Raw genomic sequence first — 21,978 nt, 5'->3', positions numbered from 1 at the left:
GTCCTCTTGCCCTTGCCGCCGGCAGATTAATTGAGGCAGATCGATGTGTTCAATGGCCGCCATGGACGCTGCTGAGAACGCCTGATCCGCGAGCAACTTGCGTGCTTCACGGTCGGCCAACCGGCCAGGTGTTCTACTCGGCGCCACCGACGCGATCTCTGTGCTTGGCAACAGCCAACAGCTGCTCGTTAAACCGGAACAAATGACGCTTGGTTGAACCCCACATGGTTCTGGGACGCCGCGACGAAAATGGTTGGCCAGTATGCCGCAATTGTCCCGTTCTTCCTGCTGACGGACATCGTCAGCAATGAGTCCTCGAACTTCTTGGAGGACGAATTATCATGGGCCCGGATGGGGCAGCCCATGATGGAGTTTTTGATCGCGCCGATGCGCTTGGATGAGCTATGGCGCCCCGGACCGGTGTCGTCCGTCGCGAAAATCTTATTCAGCGTCGCTCATCAGCATCAAAGCAGCATCTCGCAGCCACCCCTGGCTACGCTATGATAGCCGAACTGATTCGGCGGCCTAGCCTGGCCTTGACCCCAAGTCCGGCCGCCGTAGCGCCCCATCCGAAAGGGTGGGGCGCTCTCCTTTTGCATATGCCCTTGCTGGCCCCTGGGAGCATCAGATGGCGCACCACGCGCGCCGCAACAGTAGCTCGCCCCCGATGCCAGCAAGCTTAGGAGGTGGTCCGACCGTCTTAAAAAATTGCGATGCGCGTGGCAGTCGACAAAATTTGGGCAGATATGCGCGGATTCGGCTAGCTGGAATAATGCTCGTCAACTGGCCGACTTTTGCCATTCGGCGGCTGGCGAATTCGACAATTTCAGTTTGCCTTGATGCAAATGCGCTGGACCGGACTGATGCCAGCTCGCGCTCTGTTTTTAGCATTTCTTTTGCTCATCCAGTGGCCGCAATACTCATTGGCGTTGCGAAGTTGCCCAGCAGAGCAAACCCCGCCAATTCCATGTCGGTGAGGCAGATTTCTGCGGCAGCGCCCGTGGTTTTACGGGGCGCGATTTGTGAACCATTTCACAAATGCAGGGCGCGATGACTGCTAGATCGTAACGCGCTGGGGGATTTCAGGGGCCCAGTGACAGGGCGCCGCCGGGACACCATATTTCGAGCCCGACGGCGTAGCTTTTTTATGGGCATTGAAAACGGCGTTGGAAGCGCAAGGATGGTCCTTAGACTGGCAATCGGACCTCTCAAATCCTTGCGATCGTCGTTGCTCTTCCATTGGGGATCGGTTTAGCGGTTGAAGCCGCCGTGTTCGCGTTGTCCGATCGGGATGTTGGCGGCGCGTTCGGTTCAGGTCTGGCCAGGATTGTTGCTGGCATATTTGGTTGGTCATCACCATCGTGATCGTTCTCAGGCGAATTGCCGATGTCGAGGATTGACTTGGAGGGCCCGGATCACGCGCCGTCACAAAGCCTTGGCGGAAAAGTGCCAATCTCGCCGAGCTGGAATTTCAGGATCCAGACTGGAACGCGTGGCGGGTGCCGCCGAGCGAATATACTCCGCTCGGCGGGCGTTCAGCATTAATCTCCAATTGGAGGGAAACGCATGTTCGACGCCGAAACGACTGCGCTGCTAAGGGCAGTGCTAGAGGAAGTTTGCGAGAATATTTCCGTCTTTGAAATCGGCGCCAGGACGCATGTTGCTTCCAAGATCCTCGAAGCCGCGGCCAACGGGCGACTCTCAATAGATGAATTAAAAGCGGCGGGTCACAGCGCGCTGAACGCGCCTCCGGGGCGCTGAGTTTCGTCCCGGTCGGCTATGCTGCGCGGAGGTGTTGAGCTCTCGCGGTGAGGCGCTGTTAAGACGCCGCTCGCTGGCGCGCCCTTACAAGAACCGGCCGCCGTCAAACGCGCGTCTTCACGATGGGCCCTTCCGGGTGGATGGCGAAACCTAGGGGGAGCCAGCCGTCGCGCCACAGACCTTGCGTCTCGAACGGCATCTTAAACGTCGGATCGGAGATTTATTCCAATTGAGCGGGCGACAAATTGAGGCGGTCGAAGACGAAGCAACGCCACCCGTTTGAAGCTCTTACAGGGGCGACCTTCCAGCCGAGAGGGTACTAACATCCCGAACATTGATCCGTGTCGTCGTTGCGAGAAAAGATTCGGGCCTTCAGGCAGTATGCGCTTGGAACGAAATGGAGCACCGGCTATCGATTCAAAGCTCCCGGTCTCAAGCCCCAAGCCCGCCGGGAGTAGCGGCCCTCGGTGCCACGAACCTCCGGCGCCGGGGGTCGTTGGTTGAGGAATCCTACATGGCGTCAGCCGTCTCTGCCGGTATCCATCATCGGCGCCACTTAGTCGCGACGTGCCGACAGGTAGGGGCTTTAGGCCGGGCGAACTCAGCCTTTCGTTTATGTATGCTGCAGTTTCAGCCTGTTGCTCTAGGCGAATAAGATTGTCGCGCTCCACACCTGGTGCGATGCCACGAGCTTCTGATCCGCAGGCGCTCGGCCGTTTCTCCAAGCCGCTGGTCGAGGAGATAAAACTTGCTTGGTGCGGTTTGTCTGGGCGTCCGCGGCGCAGGTAAAGACGAAGAAAATAAAACCGAAGGATTGAAGCATTATTTCCTCCCTCAAAAGCGCTGATCAAAATTCATTTTGTTCATCACGAAATGCGATGTGCAGCCAACCGCATCCCCAGAGCCGGCGCAATGATCGGCTTCCGACGGGTGAAAATTGGGGCGTCCATTGCCCGCTAGCTCCTCCTGGGATTGCGACACGGTCCTGGAGGCAGGACGCCTTAGAATTTACATCACTTAGCTCTCACCTTTTCCTTCCATCTCGCCGATTGAAAGAAGCGCGCCTTCTGAAGAGACGCCTCGAGGATTGCTTTTCAGATGAGCGAGAGGCGGCTTCCAATCGCTTCCAATACGTAAATCGCATTGTCACGATGCATGCTCGCCAGCACAACTAACCCTTGGCGCCCAATCATATGCGATGTAAACGCCAAAGCCATTCACTGCGACGTATATGGTGGTGGTCCAAATGAAACGAGTGTGTCTAGGGTACTTTAGATTTCAGAAGATCAATCCGCGTCGATCTGAGCCACGCTCGGGGACGAGGTAGGTCGGATTCTTGGAGCTATTCACCAACCTTTCGGACATGTCGCACTCGCCGATCGGTCGGCAGGTATGAAGAACCTCAACCTTGTCGTCTTGGCAATTTGGGCAGGGGTCATTCATTGGGGGTATGGAGACTGCCGCTGAGCGTTGGACGAGACTGGCCGGGTCGCGCTCAGCGCGCTCTCTGAGTTGCGTGATAGCGCGCTCGCGGTCGCTCTCATCATCCGAAATTAGGAGCGGGTACACTGTAGTATACATATCGAGCGGGACAATCACCTCGCCGAGATCGGGCACGTCCACGATCGCAGGGGCCGTTAGTCCAGCCAGGGGAGGGACTCCGATCATGCGACCGTGAAATCTTACGAACCGTTCGGGAGCTCGACGCACCGGATTGGCGTAGGTTGGGTTGCGTGACACGGAGATTAGGCGATGCACTGTCGACCTAGTGTAGATCGCCGGGACGTATCTGGGGTGAGCGTATTGCTGCCTGGGTACATAAAGCCGAGCCGCCGGCGGCGCCCGATAGCCAGGTGCGGAGCGCATGACAGGAGTGGCACGAAACGTTGCGGCAGATCTTGCGCCACCACCATAGGAATGACCGCCGCCGCCGGCTCTCGCTAAACATGGCGATGAGGCTACCAACGCCACGGACAGCGCCGCAGCAAGAACCAAGAACATTTTCATATTGATCGCCCTAAAAAACAACTTTTTTCAAAGAGCGACAGTCTTCAGCAACCTGCGGGCGAGTTCAAGAGGTTATTTGGTCTTCACCGCAAGCCCGATCTCGACCAGCCGGCGGATAGCCTCAGATCGGCCAGGCAGATCCCCCTGATGGCGCCGCCAATCATCAACATCTCGCGGGGCATATGAATCATTCGCGGTAACGGGCTCGTTTTGTACGGGAAGGCGCCCCCGCCGCGATTTCTGTCATTTATTCTTGATGGCACGTCATAAAGGGACAAGCCGAGCAAGTGCTGGAACACCCGCTCGGCTCTAGCCCAAGCCAAGGAGTGAGCATGGCCCAAGCAATCTAATACAAAGCCGGCTTCTTCGCTCTTCCGCGATCCAGTGCTTCGCGCTGCCTTCAAGGCGCTGAGGACGATGGGCAGACCGGTGAGCTGGTTGGAAACCGACCGGCCGGCCCGGCTGGATGGTGGCGCCGCCGAGTCCTTCCGCGTTCTCGAGAGGGCGTAACGGAGGGCGCGATGATGCTAAGCGCCGCTCGATGGCGGCCGCTTTTTGTACGTTACGAAAATTCGAATTCAAGTTTTGCCTTGGTCTTAGGCTTGGCGTCTGAAACCACGATACGCACGTTCTCTCCCAGCGCGTTGAGTAGATTAAATAGACGCTCATAGGAGAAGCCGTCGAAGTTCCCACGCATCAGTCGAGAGACATCGGGCTGCGCAATCCCGATCGTCTTCGCGGCTTGTGATTGTGTGAGCCCTTTTGATCGAATGATCGCGGCGATGCCGAGGACAAGGTCGGCCTTAGCAAGATGCATCTCTGCATCCGGCACGCCAATATCGGCGAAAACATTACCGCTGCCTTTTGTGCTTCTTGCTTTGCTCATTTCCTTGTCCGCGTGTAACTCAATTGCCGCGTTCAACCGGGTGCGTATCAAGTCCTTGTCGTTCTGGGATGTCGTTTTCCCTTTAGTGGATTTCTTCTGAAAGGCGTGGAGTACGTATATGGCGCCTTTCAGCTGAACCGTGTAGACAGCCCGGAACGTATCTCCGTCAAAACTAGACTTGATTGAGGACGTTAGCTCCGCCAAAACCTTTCAGCGGCTTTACATTCTCTCCTTTTCCGCCCTTCTGGGCGGCACGGAGCGCAAAACCGATCTCCTTCTTGCACGGAAGGGGAAAAGCGGAAAGATCCTCAAGCGATGAGCCGACGAACTCGAGAGGCACATCCTCCTTGCCCTCAGACGACTTTATAGCAGATTTACTATTGGCCATGTCAACGAAAATATTGTGGTCTGGTTCCAGGAAATTGGGCGGCGAATCTGGTTGTTTTGCGGGTCAGATACAATCTCAACGGGGGCGCGGCCGCAAGTGGGACTACACCTTCGCCTTCACACCGGCCGGCGGATGGCCTCGGGCCGGCCCGGCAGATCGGCTTGGTTGCGGCGCCAGTCGTCGAGCCTGCCCCAGCCCGCAGGGAGCCAAAGCAGCCGGCGATAGGGGTGGGAACTCGTCTGTGCGATTGCGGGGCCGGCAATCCTTGCTGCCACAACGGCCGACGCGCATTCCGGTTACCGGGAGGTACAAGTGCTGCCCCTGTCGAAAGCACTTGGACGATCCACTTGGAATGTCGGCCTCAGCGTCTCCCGGGCGCTGGGCGTTTCTTTTAGGAACGAAGCGCAAGCACTCGCATTGGTCGCCCTGTTCGGTGCCGCACCGCTACCGGCACTGCGACGCCCAGCTACATACTGGCCCCAGCATGTGCCTCGCTGGGGCCGTCTCTTTCTTTCAGTGCGTCTATTTCACGGGCTCCATCATGGGTTTGCCCTTATCGACGATATGAACCGTCAACATCTTCAGGGTTTTGTCGCCGGCCACCTTGAATCCACCGTGGGGAACGTCGCGAATGTTGATCGTCGCTGCTCCCGTAGGAAATGGCACCTCTTTTCCATCAGGTAGTGCCAACGTTGCACCCTCCAGAACATAAACGGCTTCCTCGCCATGGTGCGTGTGGCGAATGAGATTGTTTCCAGGCTGTACGTCGACGACGCTGACTACAATCTCCATATTTGTGCCGGTCAAATCGGCACGCTTTAACTCGGTGCGGTTGGTTTGAGCATTGGCTGCGCAGGTAAGGGCGAAAAAAATCAAAGCGAGATATCGAAGCATCATTATCTCCTTTAAAAATAGATAAATGAATTCGGCAGGTTGTTTGCCATCGCATATGGATGGGAATAGGTATTCAACCGCAACTCCGGGGCGAGTGCAACAATGGGGTTAGACACGCGGGAGGCCCGCGCCAACGCAAGTAAGGCCGGCAATCAGCAACGCGCCCGCGCACGTCTCCAAGACGATCGAGCGATGCTGACTTGCGTACAGCGCGAGCACAGATCCCATGATCGTGCTCACGATAGCGAATTCCACGATCATTGATTCAAATCACTGAACTTTTGAAAATGGCTTTGACGAATTGAAAACGAATATCTCTGACATTACACGATGCCACGTGGGCGCGGTCCTCGCGACTCTGCTTAACGTTAAGGCCTCAGCCCGTGGTTTACGGATGCGCCGCCGGGGACGCGCCGTTAGTTCATCATCCGGTTTCGGCCCCCTGCATTCTGGGTAGGGCGCGCCAGCGCCGCCGCATCGGCAAGTGCGATTGCCGGTCCAAAACGGCGGGCGTGTGCCGCAGAGCGGGCTCTATCGCCTGTGTTCAGGATGTTTGTCGACGCACCTCTTCGCTGCGGATCTTCGCTGCGGAAATCGCTTCCAGCGTGCTCTGATAGGTCATCGTCCTAACGGTTTGGCCGCCCCCGAGAGGCGTGATCTCGACCAGGAAACCGCCGCCAGGCTGTTCGATGACCACTAATCGGTGCGCCGAATATTCGAGTTCGTCTGCCACGTCCGCGGTTCCGACCCTGTTTCCAGACAAAACAGCTGCAAGGTCCTGGCGTTCCAATAGAGGAATGGCGACTTGACAGTATCACGGCTCCCATGGCCACCAGGTCGACTGAGGAGGTTCAGGGCCAACACCCGCAGTTTCCGTTGGAATGGCTCCCGAATTAATGTCACTCGCCAAAGCGATTGACCGGTTCATGTACGGCGCGTCGTTTCCGCCACGCCACCGCCTTTGCCCAGGACGATGCCCACGCCGCCTGGCCCAGTGGCGCCGCGTCGCCGATCAGCTCCGCCCCAAGCTGCCCTAGCTTGCCGCCTTCCTGGACGAGGCCGAGACCGATGTGCTCGCCTATTGAGCGCGGCCAGGTCCAGCAGAACACCACGCGCAAAACGTCGACCTTTCAATGCAAGGTTCCGATGAGCTTGGAGGGCGCCTACGACACATTCGCCCAGATCGGTGGCGATGACGAGATCCCCGTCGAGGTCATGACGCGCGGCGCGAGCAGTACTTTGTCACGATGAATGTCAAGTTCGACTACATCGGACCGAGGATTGCGTTCACGGCTCACGACCCGTCGGCCAAGCTGCACGAGATGCTCGAGCAGGACTTCGTCAAGCTTTCCGACAACGTCAGCTTCGCCTATGTCATCCACAAGCTCGACGAGCGTGATGGCGCGTTGGTGGGGCGGCTCGCAGGGAGTGTTTTACTAGGCCACTCTCGCCTCGACAGCCGGCACCTACTCGATCTATGTCGATCAGAACTCGATGCCGGTCAAGTCAGACTGCCTGCACCTCAACGTCGACCACAACGTGCAGGCGGCCAAGGCTTCAGGGTCGACATCAAGTCCTGGCATCCAAGGCAGAAGAGGGTTCTCCAATACGCCGAGATCATTCAATATCAGGTTGCTGCGCATGCCAAAGCGCAGGCCAACGAGAAGGCGTGCATGAGTTCAAGTGAGGGCAACCGTGGTCGGCGACGCCGCAGTCGCCGCCAGCATGGCTCTCTCGCTCGAGTATTTCGACCAGACCTTCGACATCGACACCGTCAGCCAGGACTTCGGCATGTCGGGGCACACGACGCACCTCACGGCGCGCTCCGCCAAGAAGGGGCGATCTCCGTCGTGACGCGGCGACAGTTTTTACCTCAAATTCTTGGGCGAGTGCCTGAGCCGAAGAGATACCCTAAGGCTGTTGCCGCGAGACCCACGAAAGCCTTCATGGCATCACCTCGGAGGCCCTGGTCACTGTACGCGAGCGTGGCTGCCGCGATGAGCGTCACGAGTATGGTGATGCCAGCAAAGTAAGTAGCAGCATGTTCCTTGGCCCCGAAGAATTTCCCGAGAAAGCCCATTTCCTGCTTGTTTTTGTCAGCTTCAAGGACCATCGAAGCCAACTGCTTGTCTTTAGGCAGTTCAACGCGATCGGCCATGACGTTAGTTTCCGCCCGAGAGGCTGAACGTGTAGCCGATCATGCGGTTCTTCACTTTAGGAGATCCGACAGAAAGCACGTAGAGGTCCAGGTGGAGTCTTCGGCCGTCTAGTGTCCCGAGTCACAAGTTCGCAATCATAGATTCGCAGTAGATTCGCGTCGCTGTGCCAAGGATGGAGGCAAACAGCGGCGGAGTCTCCAATGGCGGTCCAGCAACTTGCCCCCCTGATATTGAGTGATGATGAGCGGGCTGAACTGACGTCGCTGACGATGCGGCGGAAGACGGCTCAGGCGCTGGCTCTGAGAGCCCGGATCGTGCTGACCTGTGCGGAAGGTGGTCAGAACACGGAAGTGGCGGTCAAGCTCGGGCTGGACCGGCAGACCGTAGGCAAGTGGCGGCGGCGCTTTATGGCACAGCGTGTGGCCGGGCTGCACGACGAGCCGCGTTCCGGCGCGCCGCGCACGATTGACGATGCCCGCATCGAAGCCGTGATCGTGAGGACGTTGGAGAGTTGCCCTGAGAACGCCACTCATTGGAGCTCCCGCGACATGGCCAAGACCAGCGGCCTATCGGTATCGACGGTCCAACGCATCTGGCGGGCCTTCGGGCTCCAGCCGCACCGGATGGAGACGTTCAAGCTCTCGACCGATCCGAACTTCGTGGCCAAAGTGCGCGATGTCGTGGGCCTCTACGTCTCACCACCCGAGCACGCCATCGTTCTGTGTGTGGATGAGAAGTCCCAAATCCAGGCGCTGGACCGCAGCCAGCCGTTGCTGCCGATGCGTCCCGGCCAGGCGGCCCGAAGGAGCCATGACTACAAAAGGCATGGCACCACATCGTTGTTCGCCGCCCTCGATATTGCGACGGGACGGGTCATCGGCAAATGCTACGGGCGCCACCGCACCGCCGAGTTCCGCAAGTTCCTTGACGAGATCGAGGCTGCCGTACCGCGCGAACTCGACGTCCATCTCGTCATGGACAATTACGTCACGCACAAGACCCCAATGATCCGGAGATGGCTCGCCAAAAGGCCGCGTTGGCACGTGCACCTGACCCCGACCAGTTCGTCATGGCTCAACCAAGTCGAGCGCTTCTTCGCGCTCCTCACCGATAAGAAGATCAGGCGCGGCGTCTATCGCAGCGTAGCCGCCCTCAGGGCGGACATCGCCTCGTTCATCGAACGACACAACGCCGATCCAAAACCGTTCCGATGGACCAAATCCGCCGATGATATCCTTGCTTCCATCGAGCGCTTCTGCCGTTACAATGCCCCGGCAAAACAAGCCCCGATGTTGCGAACTTCTGGTTCAGGACACTAGATTTCCGACCTCCGCGTGATATCCGATGCCGAGAGGATTGTTGAAATTCTCTAGCGCGAAACGCAGCGCTCTGCCGATGCCGCCGTCGGCCATCTCGGGCATTCAGGTTCATGTCTCCGGAAGGAGTGTTCTTAAACGAAAGGATAAACGTCAGGTCGCGCACGCGGATTTCAACATCCTCATCCTCGCGAGAGACGACGGTCGACGACGTCAATACGTCGCGCCCACCTACCTTCACTGTGGGTGTTGTTAGAGGTACGCCGCTAACCGTGAATCTGCCCGTGACCATATTCGGGGTTCCCTTTCGATCTGAGTGACCTAGCGGCGATCACCTTTGGTTTCAAATATCGGGCCAATTGCGTGAATGCACCAGATATTCCGGTGCATGACATCGGCACTGAGATGGTGCAAGCCGTCTTCGTCGGCGTTGTTCGCAGCCCGGCCGGCGCCAGACCACGATGCCATTGCCCGCTGCGCAGGACCTTGGTTGTCGTCGTGATCATCAAGCGCAAAGAGGACTGAGCCACATGCACGGCACTACCAACCATTCGATAGGCCGCGACATCACCGAGCTCGATCTGCTCTGGGAGGCTGTCGACGAATTGGATAAGCAGGCCATGAAGGCCAACCGCGCCGAGCGCGTCGCCTGCAGTCGGGTGTTGAACATTAGTGTCGCTGACCGTTCCATAGCGGCGCTCAACATAGATCGGAGGTGGAGCGGGCTAGCCGAGCTTAAAGAACGCAAGGCCGTCCCGCGACCGTTGGCGAAGTTGGTGGAAGTCGGTGAGATCGTTAAGTCGGGAGACAATCGGGCGACTGATTACAAATTAGCGTGTGGTTGACTGGCTATGCGGCCTTAGGCTCAGAACTGCGTTCAGAGGCCAAACCGGCAAAGCCTCATTTTTTGGCCTCCTAAACTCGTCAAGCGGGTGCTTTTTCACCTCGGGGAAAGCTGAAGACCAAATGCTTTCCCGTTTCGGGTTGCCCCACAACTGCGCTTTGGCCCGAAACTTCGCTTTACCTTCATCGTGCCGTTCCCAAAAGAGCGGCAAGTCTTTTATCGCTCCTTTTTTGTCGACACAATCCCGCTGATTTGTGTCGAATGACAGCATCGTGTCAGAGCGCTGCCCCTTCGAATCACAATAGTGGTAGTGCCAGCCTTTTTGGTGATTGTCGCGGGCGAGCTTATTCCTGTCGTCCAAGGTGATCATCAGCTTCATTGCATGGGATCGTGCTCGACCGAGATCAGTGGCACGGTCTCGATAAGTTCTACGTGTCCGCGCAGGATTGGATAGACGGCGTGTATTACGTGGATTGCAGCTCGCGGGGCTCCCGTTTGGGCGGGGGGGAAGCATCGTGCCTCCGGTCGACTGGCTCATTCAACATTTTGATTGCTCTCCTGACCCCTGGGCAATCCAGGGCAAAAAAAGGCAGGAGAGTCACTCTCCTCCCATATTGAGCTAAGTACTTCTGTCGCAAGAGCTTCGCTTGCATATACCGGGCGGTGACTAGGTGAGATCAGCGAAGCCAGTGTCTGCAGCAGCTCAATCGAGAATCGCGTCTCTTCACCTATTCGAAAGTCTTCCCTGTAGGCTCGCGGTAGTCCGCTGAGCTGAGGGTCCAAGTGATAATCCATGATGAGCCCGCCCGTGCGTCAGGAAATAGAGATACCTTGTTCGACCGTGCATCTGACCGTGCAACGATCGACCGTGAGACGGTTGCTGCATGGTCGCTTCCAGACGGTTGTTTTCAAGCATTATCAGACGCTTAGGTTGATCATGCAACCGCCGTGCAGCAACCGTGCACTACGTTTCCCATCAATACGTCTCTCCTCCCCTTAAGGGCCTTAAGGGAGGGAGACTGCACGGTGGGCGCTGTTGGCGTGCTAGGCCCGATGGACGACGTCGAAATGATCAGTCTAGCAGGCTGGCCTTCCAGAGAACGCCTAATAGAGCGGTCCATTGACTCTTTCGATTGCGCGTCGTTTTGCTTTGCCTGCGTAGTCTTCCCGAACAGCGCGCTTCTGCCATCGCTTACTTACTGTATCTAGGTCAATATACGACAACTCGCTTCCCTGCTTTTGTCGAAACCATTCGATGAGGGGTTCGCTCTCGTCGTAGCACCAGGGTAATAAGTCCCCCCAACAATCAAATGCCACGCGATCATCGAAAACGCGGCGATTGATGCCAACAGATATTAGTTCGCAGATATTTAGCCAGATACGTACCTTCTTGTACGCGGGCGTCTTAATGTAGCTTTCAAAATGAACGCCCGGGCTTTTGATGTTTGCGAGCTCGGCTTTGAAAGTCTCGTAGGTTTCCAGGCACTCTTTGTCCATTGAGGCCTTCAAGAAGAAATCGATCGTGGCGCGCTTGCGGGCGATCTGCCGCTGAACATGAATAGAAGAAATTGCGATGATTGCTGCGACAAATGCAATCGCCGCTGCCAACCACTGGGGAATTGAGCCCCATATTTCGCCTTTCGGAAGCATCCAATACTCGATCACAGGCCACCGTCGTGTATGGCGAGGGTCCGGAGCGGACCGGGCAGCAGGGCCGCTCGTCTCAATTCATGAGAAGCTTCGGCACTATTGGCGGACAAAAACGTTCTTGCCGTACATTGTGTGAAATTCTTCTTGTCGGAATAGATCAGCTTCCAGCGAGTCGGAATTTGGTTGCCCAGAAGCTGTCCATGGCAGTTTGTTACCGTGTTGCAGTCAATGAATGTGACTGTGAGCAGTACCGCACCGTTCGGTTTCACCAAGCCCGTCGCGTATACGGTATTGCCTGACACTCGAAGCCCGGCGCGAAATTGGTGAACGAGCCGCTGAAGGAATCGCGGAAGTTGACTAGATCGTCAGGATAGAACCGCCTTCATTCTTCCAAGTTGAAAATAGCGGCAGGTTTTGCGCGAAGGACGGTGGCAGTCGTGGCCAACAGCAGGCATATCGTCGCAAGCATTTTCGCTTTCATCGGTCACTCTCCTATCCATCTAAGTATTCTTCTTAAGTCGAAATAAGCCGCATACTAACGCTAAGATTGTGGGCAGTTCAATAGGGTAAAGGCTGATGGGATGGCTGGTGAGCCAAACCAAGTCGCTGCCGGACCCCAGTCCCACCGCATCCCTCGGCAAACGGGGCGCGCTCTGGACCGCGGTTACGGTTGATAAGCAGCCGGGGCTGGCCACGCAGCCACCACCGCCGTCGCTTCCACCCGGCCGCGAAGATACGGCCAGTCATCCTCGATCGGGCGCGCGAGGAAGGCCTTCACCTTGTCGTCGATCTCCGCGTACAGCCACGAGACCATGTTCGCGGAGGCCGAGTGTGTTCCCTAGTCACGAAGGCAGCATGAGCATCGTCGTTACGCGAGACGATGCCGCTCCGTCGGGGTCGATGGCCGCATCACGCATGGAAGGCAATCATCGGAACATGAGAGGCCCGACCGGGTCCACTGGATTGGTCTCCAGTGGGGGACAACGGCAAGGCACTGCCAGAGCCGCGGTCCGAGCTGAGGTCGGGAGTCGGACTGGTCCATAGTGTGCGCTGGGCAGCGCATGAGTCAGGAGGGTTCAAGTCCCTCCGGCGCTCGAATGAGGGGCGCCGTATCCAAAGGTGGGGGTAATGCCTCGCCGGCCAGCGGTGGAAGCCGGTGGAGGACAGGGTGTCCGGAGCGATCCGGAATCCGAAGGGTTTGAGGAGAAGTATCGGGCTGCAATCAATGGGGGTTACCCCGACGATGAACAGGTCGGCCAAAGATGGGGCAAGGTCGAGCCCGCACTATGGGGGCGAAGGCGTTACTCATTCACCCATCGAACCAAGGTGTTTGCTGACGGCACGATACGGAAGATTCATGCGTGACCCCAGGAGACCTGCATAGGTCCCGGCCCATCAAGCCGGGTAAGCAACCCTATAAGCGCAAGCGAAGTGGGAAAGCGAGGCTCATGCAGGAGTCGGAGAACGGAGTAGTACCTGAAGCGCGAGACGAACAACTCGCGTGACCGGAAACGGCGAACCGAGAGTGGTTCGGGGAAGGACGTTCGTGAACGGATCGAGCGAGGATGCATCGAGATGGATGAGAAAGGAGCGTGAAGATGGAAAGTTCCCTTTGTGAAAAACCCGAACGTCACGCTTCCAGGAGACTGTCCGATCATCTGGTGCTCGAAGGTCAGAAGCAGAAGGTCCACTCTCTGGTGGACAAAGTCTACTCACGCAAGAACTTGAAGCTTGCGTGGGAGCGCGTTCGCACCAATCAGGGTGCAGGCGGCACAGATGGGGTGACGATCGGAGAATTTGAGGCCGAGCTGGATGCGAATCTGGAGCGGCTCCATCGCGAGCTTCGAGAGAGGACCTATCGGCCGCAAGCCGTGCGACGACTGGAGATCCCGAAAAGAGGGGCTCCCGGCAAGACAAGACCTCTCGGCATACCTTCGGTCTACGACCGGGTCTGCCAGCAGGCGCTGGTAAATCGCCTGGAGCCGATCTTTGAGAAGGTCTTTGATCCGAGCAGCTTTGGGTATCGCAAGGGTCGCAAGACCGCCGATGCCCTGGCCAAGATCTGGCGCGAAGTGGAGGCTGGAAACGAGTGGATCGTGGATGCGGACCTGAAAGACTACTTGGATGTTGCGTCATACTACACCTTCAGTTTTTTTGAGAGGGTCGAAGAGGTCCGGAGCAACTGCAGGTACTTGAATTCGTATGCCTTTTGCCCGTCCGCGATAGACGTGAACGGCCTTGAGCTCGCCGCGCTTTACACGTTGCAAGATGGTTTGCCGCGAGACGCCGAGTAGATTCATGGCCTTGAACATCTTCACGTAACCTTCAGGCGCGCTCTCCACAAAGCGCGACCGCAACTCGTCATTGATACGGATGCGCCACGGCGCGCCAGGTGTGATCTGCTCTCCGGCAATGAAGCCATCGTTGAGGCAGCGATGCAAAGTAGAGGGTGCGATCCCGAGAGCGCGTGCTGCTTTCTCGATCGTCATGCAATCGCCGTCCTGCACTTGCTGTTTCGGCTCGAAGCACGGGATCTCCCAGTGCGTCCGCAGGCTCGACACACGATTTGCCGTAAACGACAGTCCTGTGGCCGTTGTACGGCCTTGGCGATTGAGGAGGCCGGCGATCTTGGTGTCGGGATAATGTGCAGCCAGTCGCCGCAGCAGATCGATCGTATCGTCGGCGGTGCGGATCGGCGATGGATGCGAGTGCGGCAATGGGACATTAACTTCACAGAAGAGACCGCCGCGCCAACGCAGCGTCAGGTGAGCGTTGTATTTATCGCGCTCGACTCTCAAGGTGACATCGTCGAGCAACGTGCGGAGCAACTCCTTGCGATCGCGATCGCTCGTCGTGGGAGCGAACCAGATACGCTTGAGGTCTTTACCGAGTGCAAGGATCGCGTCGCGTTCTTCGTGCGTAAGCGAGCGCGGTCGGGCATGTTCGCGGTCCGAGAGTTCGGATTCGGCAGTCTTCAGTTCCAGCAGAGCGCTTTCCCATTCTGCTTCGAGTCCACGCGCGACGAGTCTATTCTCCGGGTCCACGGCGCGATAGCGTCGCTCGGCGCGCTGCGCGTTGTAGCGCGCACGCTCGACGTCGCGACGGAACTGCGCGAGAGTCGTCTCGTGATCGGCGTCGAATTGCTCGATCGCCTGGAGCGAGGCTTCCAAGCCTGCGGGCGCGAGAGCCGCAAGGAACGCTTCGGCGACAGCCGCATCGATCTGCACACCGCCGATGTTGAGGCAGTACTCGCCCCGGCCGTTGACGATGTTCTTGCCGGCGCAGTGATATCCGGGCGCCGACAACCGGCCGCTGTAGTGTACGGCCAGGCGCCGACCGCAGTGTCCGCATACGGCGAGGCCTTGCAGGAGTGCTGCGCCTTCTCTCACGGCACCCCCGCTCTGGTGCGGTCGAGGACGGATGTTCTGCGCCAGGCGCTTCTGGTTCGCCTCGAAGGTGTTCCAATCGATGTATCCGGCATGATGGTCACGAATGAACACCGGCCACTGCTCGCGGTCGCGTTGTCTGATGCGCTTTCGGATTCGACCGCCCGCATCGAGATAGCATGTCTGCTGGGTGCGGCCATACACATAAACGCCGGCATAGAACGGGTTGGTGAGGACCTGGTGGATCTTTGTGTAAGTGGGGGCGACCCAGCGGAGATCGACAAGGCTGTAGGAGTGCAGCGGAAAGCGCAGGCCTTGCGAGCGGAACCACAGCCATACGCGTCGTGCCGAGCCGAATTCGGCAAAGCGGTCGAAGACAGCATGGATCGCGGCTTGCACCGACTCGTCAGGATGCAACAGCACCTCCCCGTCGGCGTCGCCCCGTACCAGACCCACCGGCAGCCCGCGGTGCAGTTCTCCGCGTGCGGCCTTGTTGCGGATGCCACCGAGCAGCCGCGCACGCAGCACATGCAGCTCTGCCTCTGACATCGTACCTTTGAGCCCGAGCACCAGGCGGTCATTGAACAAGCCCGGATGATAAATCCCATCTCCATCACCGATGAGCGTGTGGGTCAGGCCACATAGATCGAGCAGACGGTACCAATCAGCATTATTGCGCGCTAGTCGCGAGACTTCCAAGCCGAGCACGATGCCCACCTGGCCGAGGCCGACCTCCGCGGTCATACGCGCGAAGCCGGTGCGCTCGGAAAGGCCGGAACCGGAAATACCGAGGTCCTCATCGATGACCTTCACCTGATCGCGTCGCCAACCAAGCCGCGCGGCGCGTTCGGCTAACTCGTACTGACGGGCAGTGGACTCGCGATTATGCTCGACCTGCGTCGTACTGGACTGACGCACGTAGACGATTGCGCATCGGCGTAGGTGCTCAGCGGTGATCTTGCTCAGTTCGTTCATCGTTGTGATCTCCGGCAGTGGCGATTGCTCGGGCGATTAGTCGGGCGAGTCGCAGCACGAGATGTGCGCGCTGTTCTTTATCGAGGGCCTCCCATACGGGTACGGCCCCGCGCTGAGGTGGTGGGTCGAGAAAGCTTAGCTGCTGCATAGCCGTCCTCCGATTCCGGTGGCAGGACAGTATGCGCGGCATCCAATTGCCGCAGCAAAGCGTCGACGATCGTCCGGGCGTGCAGCAGCTCGGCGTGGGAAGCCAGGAATGCCGCTCGAGCGCATTGCGGGCTTGCACGCGGTAGATGTTGTGCGATAGGCAGATCTGTCCACGCGGCCGGTACAAGGGCACGGGTACCATCGGGCAGTACAAGCGTCAGATGAAGTTCGCCGCGTCGATGACACCAGCCAAGCACATTAAGCGCAGATCCCTCAAAGGGATGGCGCGACCGAACGACGGTTACCTGATCGGGATAGTCGCCAAGATGATGAGCGCGGTGGTGGGTAGTCTGTCGAGTAGTCTTTTGACTCGATATCGCATGAGCTTTTGCTCAAGGCGATTCGGAAGCACACGGACTGCGCTTGGGTGTTGTTGTACATTGAACGGTGGCTTAAAGCTCCCGTTCAACTGGAAGACGGCACCCTTGAACCCCGTGAGAAGGGCACGCCGCAGGGCTCGGTGGTATCACCGCTGATGGCGAATCTCTTTCTCCACTATACGTTCGACGTGTGGATGCGAAGAAATCATCCGAGCATCCCGTTCGAGCGTTATGCCGATGATATTCTCTGCCATTGCGACAGTGAGCGGCAGGCACAACAACTGAAGGAGGCGCTTGCGAAGCGCTTTGCCGAATGCGGACTGGAGCTTCATCCGGACAAGACGAAGATAGTCTATTGTAAGGATGACGACCGGCGAGGTGATTATCCTGAACAGAAATTCGACTTTTTGGGCTACACGTTTCGTGCCCGTCGGTCGAAGAACCGTTGGGGAAAGCACTTCGTCAACTTCAGCCCCGGTGTCAGCAATGCCGCGACGAAGGCAATCCGACAGGAAATCCGTGCCTGGCAACTACGCTGCCGGGTGGATAAGAGGATCGACGACCTGGCGAGGATGTTCAACCCGATCATTCGAGGCTGGATGAACTACTATGGTCGGTACTACAAATCGGCGCTTTACCCGACACTACGCCATCTCGACCGATGTCTCGCGCGATGGGCGATGTCGAAATACAAACGTCTGCGGCGACATCGAAGACGGGCAGAGCACTGGGTACGGGACATTGCTTGCCGCACCCCCACGCTGTTGGCCCATTGGCCGATGCTGCACAAGACGGCGGCTGGACGGTAAGAGCCGGATGAGCGGAGACGTTCACGTCCGGATCTGTGAGCGCCTGGGGGTGAAACTCCCCCGGGCGACTCGACTCGTCGTGGGCTTCGACAGCAAGGCCGATGCGCAGGAAATGCTCTTGGCCCTCAAGGCGCGGCTGGCCAACTTCGGCCGGACGCTTCATGAGGACAAGACGCGGCTGATCGAGTTTGGCCGGTTCGCGGCCGTCTCACGTCAGCGGCGCGGCGAGCGGCGGCCAGAGACCGTGATGCGCCATTGCGCGATATGACGGGAGCCCTCGACCGGCTCACGATCGGGTCAAGGTCGCGGATTAGAGTGCGCTATCCTCCTCGCGGCCCGAGATCCGGATCGATTTCCTGACCATGAGCACATCTAAACGGTCCAACGCTCGGCCGGCAGATTGCTGCATCGAAAGGACGAGGGACACGCAAGCTTTCGAAGAGACCTAAGCAGATCGCGACATCGAAAGCCACTCGAGAAGATCGCATCGCTGCAACCCATCGTTATCGACCGCTTTTCCTGTTAGTCGTCCGGCCGCCGGCGTATTTTCGTCTGTAAGCCGCAAGGAAGTCCTGATCGCAACAGATGCACCTGCCGGAGGCATCGCGGGCGCGCGGATCGGCCAGAACGGGAGCCAATGGGCGCAATAGGTTGACCCGCGTACTGGTGGACGGCGGTATCGGTAAGCCCGCAGCATGCTTCACGAGATCGGCTGCCAGTCCCAGGCCGGCGAGCGCCGATTGAAACGCCATCGGAACGACTGCCGTGCCGGCGTTGCCGGTGCCTGTCAGACCGATCATCATCCCGCCGCAGATCGCCCTTTGATAGAAGTTGAGCAGTGGCTGACCGACGAACGGCTGCAGATCGGCATAAGGAATGGAGAAGGCGGTCGCGACACGCTGCACGAAGTCCTCCGAGACACGTTCACCTTTCTGTAGAAGGTCGCGGACCTCTTGTCTCGCCTCGGGCAACCTCAGTTCCTCGGCAACCCGTTCGTCTTCGTTCTTGACCAGGCCGGAGGGCAGATAGAGGCAGGCGAGACAAGCTTTGCCGTCGTCGAAGCCGTGTCTCGAAATCCCAAGATCGAGCTCCTGGGTCCATGCATTTACGATCCAGCGCGGCAAAGACGCTTGAAGGCTGATACGGTCTGCGGCGTTGTCGAGCGCGACTGCGACGCGTTCGAAGTTTCGATTCCCGCGCTTGGCGACGAAATCGCCCCATTTCAGCGGATGCGCGGTGATGCGCAGACCTTCCCGCTTCAGCAATTTGCGCGCCAGTTTGGATTTCGGTTTGTCGAGATCCTTCTGCAACGCCATGACGTAGCGCTGTAGGTTCGATAGGTCGACGATGTCGTGGTCTACCGTGTTCAGGGTTCCGACGAGGCCGGGCAGCCGGGCAAGCGCCCACATCGCACCGTGTCCGATCGCGCCGAGACCGGCGAGATATGCATCCCCTAGATTGATACAGTCGGGCAGGTTTGGACCTGAGCCGCTCTCGTGGTTGTAATCGAACAACGAAACGTCGATCTGTCGGTCCAGATCGCCGCACACAAGCTGAGACGCAAACACGAACCGAAACACGTTTGCAGTTGCAAAACAAGCGGCAGCGCCTGCGCCAAACGGATTCGGAGTCGATCCGGATCCGATCGGTGCGCCGCGAGAGAGGCGTGCCCGCCAGCCGTCCGAACCGATGAAAATTTTCGTCATCTCGCCGGCCAGGCCGCTCTTGCCGACAACGATCGCGACCGACGAACCCGAGATGTCAGTCGGCAAGTCTATGCGGTCGTTGATAGCAGCCGCGAGCACAGCCAGCTCCTTCGCGAGGGGCTGGGCTTCCCGTCCGACGCCGGAGATGACCATCGATGGGTATAGGCGTGCCAGGATCCTGACGCACAGGTCCAATGTCGCACGGCCTTCGGGTGACGTGGCTGCCTGCTCATCGAAGTAAAGGCCGACCGTATGCGCAGAGAGGGTCGCGTTGTACGACTCGACATTGAAGTTCGAGAGTACCTGTGACGCGGCCGTTACGGTGCGGTCGAAGAAATTGGCAAAGGCCATTATCTAGTCCTCGATCACGATGGTTCGCGCCGCGCGCGCGGCCGGAATTTCACGCCATCTTCCGGATGCGTCCAGTCGATATGACGCGAAGTGACCGATATCGAGCGGTCCGGCGCCAAAATCGGGCACGACGAGCGAGAAGCAGCCGACCGTCGTGGCGACCGCGAATTCGTCATCGGTGCTAGAGTGATAGGCGCGGCCGGGGTGGCTGTGGATCTGCGCGATCAGCACCAAGCCTTTTTTGTAGAGCCAGACATTGATGCGATGCAGTTCGTCGGCACCAGTGATGACGCAAACGCCGTCGGCGGTACGGATGTGGCGCTGGGCAGGTATGATCGCTTGATCCACCTGAAACACCGATCCGGACTGCCTGCCGGCCCATAGCCCTAAGCCCTCATATCCTTGGCGGCCGACGTCGCGAAGGTGGGCATGGACGAGTTGTGCGTCTCGCCGTTTGACGAGAACCTTCTCCACGTCGGCCAACCGGTTCATTCGGGAATTCCTTGCGCCTGTGGTAGGAGCCCGACGACTTTCGCTTGAATCTGCAGATTGTACGCCGAGAGCGGATCCACTCCGTACACCCAGATCTTCTCCAGAATGAAAACCAAAGAGCCTTCGCCAGAACCCCGGTGCAGCAACCATGAATCCCCCGTGTGCGCTGGATTGTCGTGATATTCCCGGACACCCGGCAAGCAGATGAAGGGAAAATCGTCTGCTTTGTTGGCCTGGATCATTTGCGTTACGGGCAAAGCGCCTTGTTGCACCATCGCTGCAATGGTTTCCGGCGGAACGCCCGGCATCGGTTGGCGCCGCAGCATTTGAAACTGGAGGTCCGAGGCGATTATCTTTTCCCGCGTGAAAGGGTCAACGAAACGCACCGACGGTGGCTGCAGATCGTAGTCAGTGAAGTCGACCACGACCCCGGCGACGATCGGCGCAGGGCGAATCTTCGTCGCTGCGAAGACGACGAAGATTTCAGGAAAATCGGCATCGAGCAGCAGCCATCCCCGCTTACGGTAGGCCGCCTCCATGCGACGGTAGGCCGCGACCTCTCGGTCGAACTTTGCGCGCGAAACCTCTGGATCGACGACTTGTGCCACGGTTAGCCGGCAGCCCCGGCCTTGAGGCTCAGGAAGAGGGTCACTTCTTTGCCGAAGTGATATTCGGCGACGCGCTTCTCCGGATCCAGTAGGGTCCCGGCTTCGTCCTTGATCTCCCAGTTCTCGGGCGGCTGAGCCAAATTCTGGGTTTCTTTCAGGGCCTTCTGCCGGACCTCGGCCAGCTTTTCCTGCGGTTCGGCCTCGACGACGACCGGCTGGCCGTTGACCACCATGGTGATCCGCACGAAATGGCCGTGACCATGATCGTGGTCGTGCTTCTCACGCTCGCGACGCGCCTCTTCCTCGAGTTCGTGCTTCTCGAGATCGTGCTTGATCTTTTCCTCGGACCGAATGACGTCTTCGACGCCCTCGATCTCCTTCTTCAAGAATTCGGCTTCGCGCTCGAGCTGCTCGGCCGATTTATTCCCCGATTCAGACATGTTAACTAACCTTTCCGGGCAATGCCCGCGGGTACGTGGACAGCTGACGCGCTGCCATCTACAACCTCATGCGCTTGCCGGCGCAGATTCGGACTTAAAAATATTGTTGTCCGAATCCGGGTTCGCCGACGCATTAATGAATAGGTTGCCCAACTGGGGGCCTTATGCGGTCCGACGATTCAGAGGAGTGTGGCCCGGACGCCGGCCGCTATACCGCGGCACAGATCCGGGCGGCGCTCGATAGATTGAGCGACGACGACCACCGTCGACTGACGATGGTGGCGCGTCATTTTGCGCCTCGCACGGACATGTCGGAAGACGATTTGAGACAGGAGGCCTTCCTGAGGGTCCTGTCGAGCCGGACCTGCAAGATCGAATTCGGCATCGTGGAATTCCTCGCCGGCACCATCAAAAGCATAGCGTCGGAAACGCCCAGGGCCCGGAAAAGGGCGCGGGAGAACGCCGGGCTGGAACTCGTGTACGTGCCGGAGTACGGCGCCGGCGACACTCCGGAGCCGGCAGACCGGAACACGCCGTCACCCGAAGACCAAGCTTTGGCAGGCATCATGTATACTAAAGAGATCGAGCGAACGGGGCGGTTGGCGTCTGGGGATTACGAACTCGAGCTTCTGGTCGAGGCGCTGGCCGATGGTCAGCGGGGCAAAGACCTCGAAGAGGTGCTTGGCACGGACACGAAAGGGTTGGCCGCTATCCGAAAACGATGGATTCGTAGATTGCAGGTAGGGTTCCCGGACGGCGTACCGCTTTGAGGACACGGC

Annotated in this window: 22 protein-coding genes and 2 pseudogenes; 10 read left to right on the top strand and 14 right to left on the bottom strand. The window is 58.5% G+C overall.

From position 1 onward, the window contains the following. Positions 1 to 213: 213 nt before the first annotated feature. On the top strand, positions 214 to 504 hold the full coding sequence (locus J2R78_RS08340) for a hypothetical protein (RefSeq protein ID WP_253603859.1): 291 nt from the start codon (positions 214 to 216) through the stop codon (positions 502 to 504). Positions 505 to 1,566: 1,062 nt separating this feature from the next. Further along, positions 1,567 to 1,761 carry a hypothetical protein gene (locus J2R78_RS08335; protein WP_092089273.1) on the top strand — a complete coding sequence of 65 codons (195 nt, stop codon included), beginning with the start codon at positions 1,567 to 1,569 and terminating at the stop codon, positions 1,759 to 1,761. Positions 1,762 to 4,330: 2,569 nt separating this feature from the next. Here the strand turns inward: J2R78_RS08335 and J2R78_RS08330 are convergent. The 5 genes and pseudogenes from J2R78_RS08330 to J2R78_RS08310 form a co-directional block, all read right to left on the bottom strand. Beyond that, complete coding sequence (locus tag J2R78_RS08330; RefSeq protein WP_092089278.1) at positions 4,331 to 4,654, bottom strand: helix-turn-helix domain-containing protein; 324 nt, start codon at positions 4,652 to 4,654, stop codon at positions 4,331 to 4,333. A 93-nt stretch (positions 4,655 to 4,747) separates the two neighbouring features. Further along, positions 4,748 to 4,858 (bottom strand): annotated as a pseudogene (locus J2R78_RS44970) (type II toxin-antitoxin system RelE/ParE family toxin); the annotation flags it as partial. Between the two features lie 706 nt (positions 4,859 to 5,564). Next, entirely contained in the window at positions 5,565 to 5,936 is a 372-nt protein-coding gene (locus J2R78_RS08320) for a cupin domain-containing protein (RefSeq protein WP_092089306.1), read from the bottom strand. A 544-nt stretch (positions 5,937 to 6,480) separates the two neighbouring features. Then, complete coding sequence (locus J2R78_RS08315; RefSeq protein WP_253603855.1) at positions 6,481 to 6,669, bottom strand: hypothetical protein; 189 nt, start codon at positions 6,667 to 6,669, stop codon at positions 6,481 to 6,483. Positions 6,670 to 6,835: 166 nt separating this feature from the next. Next, complete coding sequence (locus tag J2R78_RS08310) at positions 6,836 to 7,054, bottom strand: hypothetical protein (RefSeq protein WP_253603853.1); 219 nt, start codon at positions 7,052 to 7,054, stop codon at positions 6,836 to 6,838. Between the two features lie 565 nt (positions 7,055 to 7,619). On the opposite strand from J2R78_RS08310, the gene J2R78_RS08305 reads away from it, so the two are divergent. Further along, positions 7,620 to 7,790 (top strand): hypothetical protein, encoded by a 171-nt coding sequence (locus J2R78_RS08305; RefSeq protein ID WP_253603851.1) that lies wholly within the window; start codon positions 7,620 to 7,622, stop codon positions 7,788 to 7,790. 19 nt (positions 7,791 to 7,809) lie between these two features. Here the strand turns inward: J2R78_RS08305 and J2R78_RS08300 are convergent, their stop codons facing one another. Beyond that, positions 7,810 to 8,094 carry a hypothetical protein gene (locus J2R78_RS08300; RefSeq protein WP_253603849.1) on the bottom strand — a complete coding sequence of 95 codons (285 nt, stop codon included), beginning with the start codon at positions 8,092 to 8,094 and terminating at the stop codon, positions 7,810 to 7,812. 201 nt (positions 8,095 to 8,295) lie between these two features. Between J2R78_RS08300 and J2R78_RS08295 the strand changes: the two genes are divergently transcribed. The 3 genes from J2R78_RS08295 (at position 8,296) to J2R78_RS08285 (ending at position 10,256) form a co-directional block, all read left to right on the top strand. Next, the gene (locus J2R78_RS08295; protein ID WP_141343495.1) at positions 8,296 to 9,414 is read left to right on the top strand and encodes an IS630 family transposase; all 1,119 of its coding nucleotides are present in this window, start codon (positions 8,296 to 8,298) and stop codon (positions 9,412 to 9,414) included. A 360-nt stretch (positions 9,415 to 9,774) separates the two neighbouring features. Next, the gene (locus J2R78_RS08290; protein ID WP_253603847.1) at positions 9,775 to 9,936 is read left to right on the top strand and encodes a hypothetical protein; all 162 of its coding nucleotides are present in this window, start codon (positions 9,775 to 9,777) and stop codon (positions 9,934 to 9,936) included. A gap of 5 nt (positions 9,937 to 9,941) precedes the next feature. Beyond that, complete coding sequence (locus tag J2R78_RS08285) at positions 9,942 to 10,256, top strand: hypothetical protein (RefSeq protein ID WP_253603845.1); 315 nt, start codon at positions 9,942 to 9,944, stop codon at positions 10,254 to 10,256. Here the strand turns inward: J2R78_RS08285 and J2R78_RS08280 are convergent. The 3 genes from J2R78_RS08280 to J2R78_RS08270 all read right to left on the bottom strand — a co-directional run bounded on the left by J2R78_RS08280 (position 10,242) and on the right by J2R78_RS08270 (position 12,719). Beyond that, positions 10,242 to 10,634, bottom strand: a complete 393-nt coding sequence (locus J2R78_RS08280) for a hypothetical protein (RefSeq protein ID WP_253603843.1) — start codon at positions 10,632 to 10,634, stop codon at positions 10,242 to 10,244. The genes J2R78_RS08285 and J2R78_RS08280 overlap by 15 nt on opposite strands. Before the next feature lie 725 nt (positions 10,635 to 11,359). Beyond that, positions 11,360 to 11,905 (bottom strand): DUF4760 domain-containing protein, encoded by a 546-nt coding sequence (locus J2R78_RS08275; protein ID WP_253603840.1) that lies wholly within the window; start codon positions 11,903 to 11,905, stop codon positions 11,360 to 11,362. A gap of 664 nt (positions 11,906 to 12,569) precedes the next feature. After that, positions 12,570 to 12,719, bottom strand: coding sequence for a hypothetical protein (locus J2R78_RS08270; RefSeq protein WP_253603838.1), 150 nt, complete (start codon positions 12,717 to 12,719; stop codon positions 12,570 to 12,572). Positions 12,720 to 13,503: 784 nt separating this feature from the next. Here J2R78_RS08270 and J2R78_RS08265 point away from each other — a divergent pair. After that, positions 13,504 to 14,010 (top strand): annotated as a pseudogene (locus J2R78_RS08265) (reverse transcriptase domain-containing protein); the annotation flags it as partial. 27 nt (positions 14,011 to 14,037) lie between these two features. Here J2R78_RS08265 and J2R78_RS08260 read toward each other — a convergent pair. Beyond that, positions 14,038 to 16,266, bottom strand: a complete 2,229-nt coding sequence (locus J2R78_RS08260) for a recombinase family protein (RefSeq protein WP_253603835.1) — start codon at positions 16,264 to 16,266, stop codon at positions 14,038 to 14,040. Positions 16,267 to 16,786: 520 nt separating this feature from the next. Here J2R78_RS08260 and J2R78_RS44965 point away from each other — a divergent pair. Then, positions 16,787 to 17,602, top strand: coding sequence for a reverse transcriptase domain-containing protein (locus tag J2R78_RS44965; protein ID WP_309145039.1), 816 nt, complete (start codon positions 16,787 to 16,789; stop codon positions 17,600 to 17,602). A 7-nt stretch (positions 17,603 to 17,609) separates the two neighbouring features. Continuing rightward, the gene (locus J2R78_RS08250) at positions 17,610 to 17,870 is read left to right on the top strand and encodes a hypothetical protein (protein WP_253603830.1); all 261 of its coding nucleotides are present in this window, start codon (positions 17,610 to 17,612) and stop codon (positions 17,868 to 17,870) included. A 235-nt stretch (positions 17,871 to 18,105) separates the two neighbouring features. On the opposite strand, the gene J2R78_RS08245 is transcribed toward J2R78_RS08250, so the two are convergent. From J2R78_RS08245 to J2R78_RS08230, 4 genes are read right to left on the bottom strand one after another with little or no spacing between them, the layout of a single operon-like run. Then, on the bottom strand, positions 18,106 to 19,659 hold the full coding sequence (locus tag J2R78_RS08245; protein WP_253603827.1) for an E2 ligase fold family C protein: 1,554 nt from the start codon (positions 19,657 to 19,659) through the stop codon (positions 18,106 to 18,108). 3 nt (positions 19,660 to 19,662) lie between these two features. Beyond that, positions 19,663 to 20,151, bottom strand: a complete 489-nt coding sequence (locus J2R78_RS08240) for a Mov34/MPN/PAD-1 family protein (RefSeq protein ID WP_253603825.1) — start codon at positions 20,149 to 20,151, stop codon at positions 19,663 to 19,665. Then, positions 20,148 to 20,759 carry a putative metal-binding protein gene (locus tag J2R78_RS08235; protein WP_253603821.1) on the bottom strand — a complete coding sequence of 204 codons (612 nt, stop codon included), beginning with the start codon at positions 20,757 to 20,759 and terminating at the stop codon, positions 20,148 to 20,150. The genes J2R78_RS08240 and J2R78_RS08235 overlap by 4 nt, the downstream gene beginning before the upstream one ends. Positions 20,760 to 20,761: 2 nt before the next feature. Beyond that, on the bottom strand, positions 20,762 to 21,145 hold the full coding sequence (locus J2R78_RS08230; protein ID WP_253603818.1) for a DUF2604 domain-containing protein: 384 nt from the start codon (positions 21,143 to 21,145) through the stop codon (positions 20,762 to 20,764). Positions 21,146 to 21,363: 218 nt separating this feature from the next. Here J2R78_RS08230 and J2R78_RS08225 point away from each other — a divergent pair, with 218 nt between their 5' ends. Beyond that, positions 21,364 to 21,969, top strand: a complete 606-nt coding sequence (locus J2R78_RS08225; protein ID WP_253603816.1) for a hypothetical protein — start codon at positions 21,364 to 21,366, stop codon at positions 21,967 to 21,969. The last annotated feature ends 9 nt before the right edge of the window (positions 21,970 to 21,978 follow it).

Source organism: Bradyrhizobium sp. USDA 4538, assembly GCF_024171045.1.
In the GTDB taxonomy this organism is placed as follows: Bacteria; Pseudomonadota; Alphaproteobacteria; order Rhizobiales; family Xanthobacteraceae; genus Bradyrhizobium; species Bradyrhizobium australafricanum.
The sequence above is the reverse complement of the archived record's forward strand: the minus strand, read 5'-3'. Positions and strand labels throughout refer to the sequence as shown.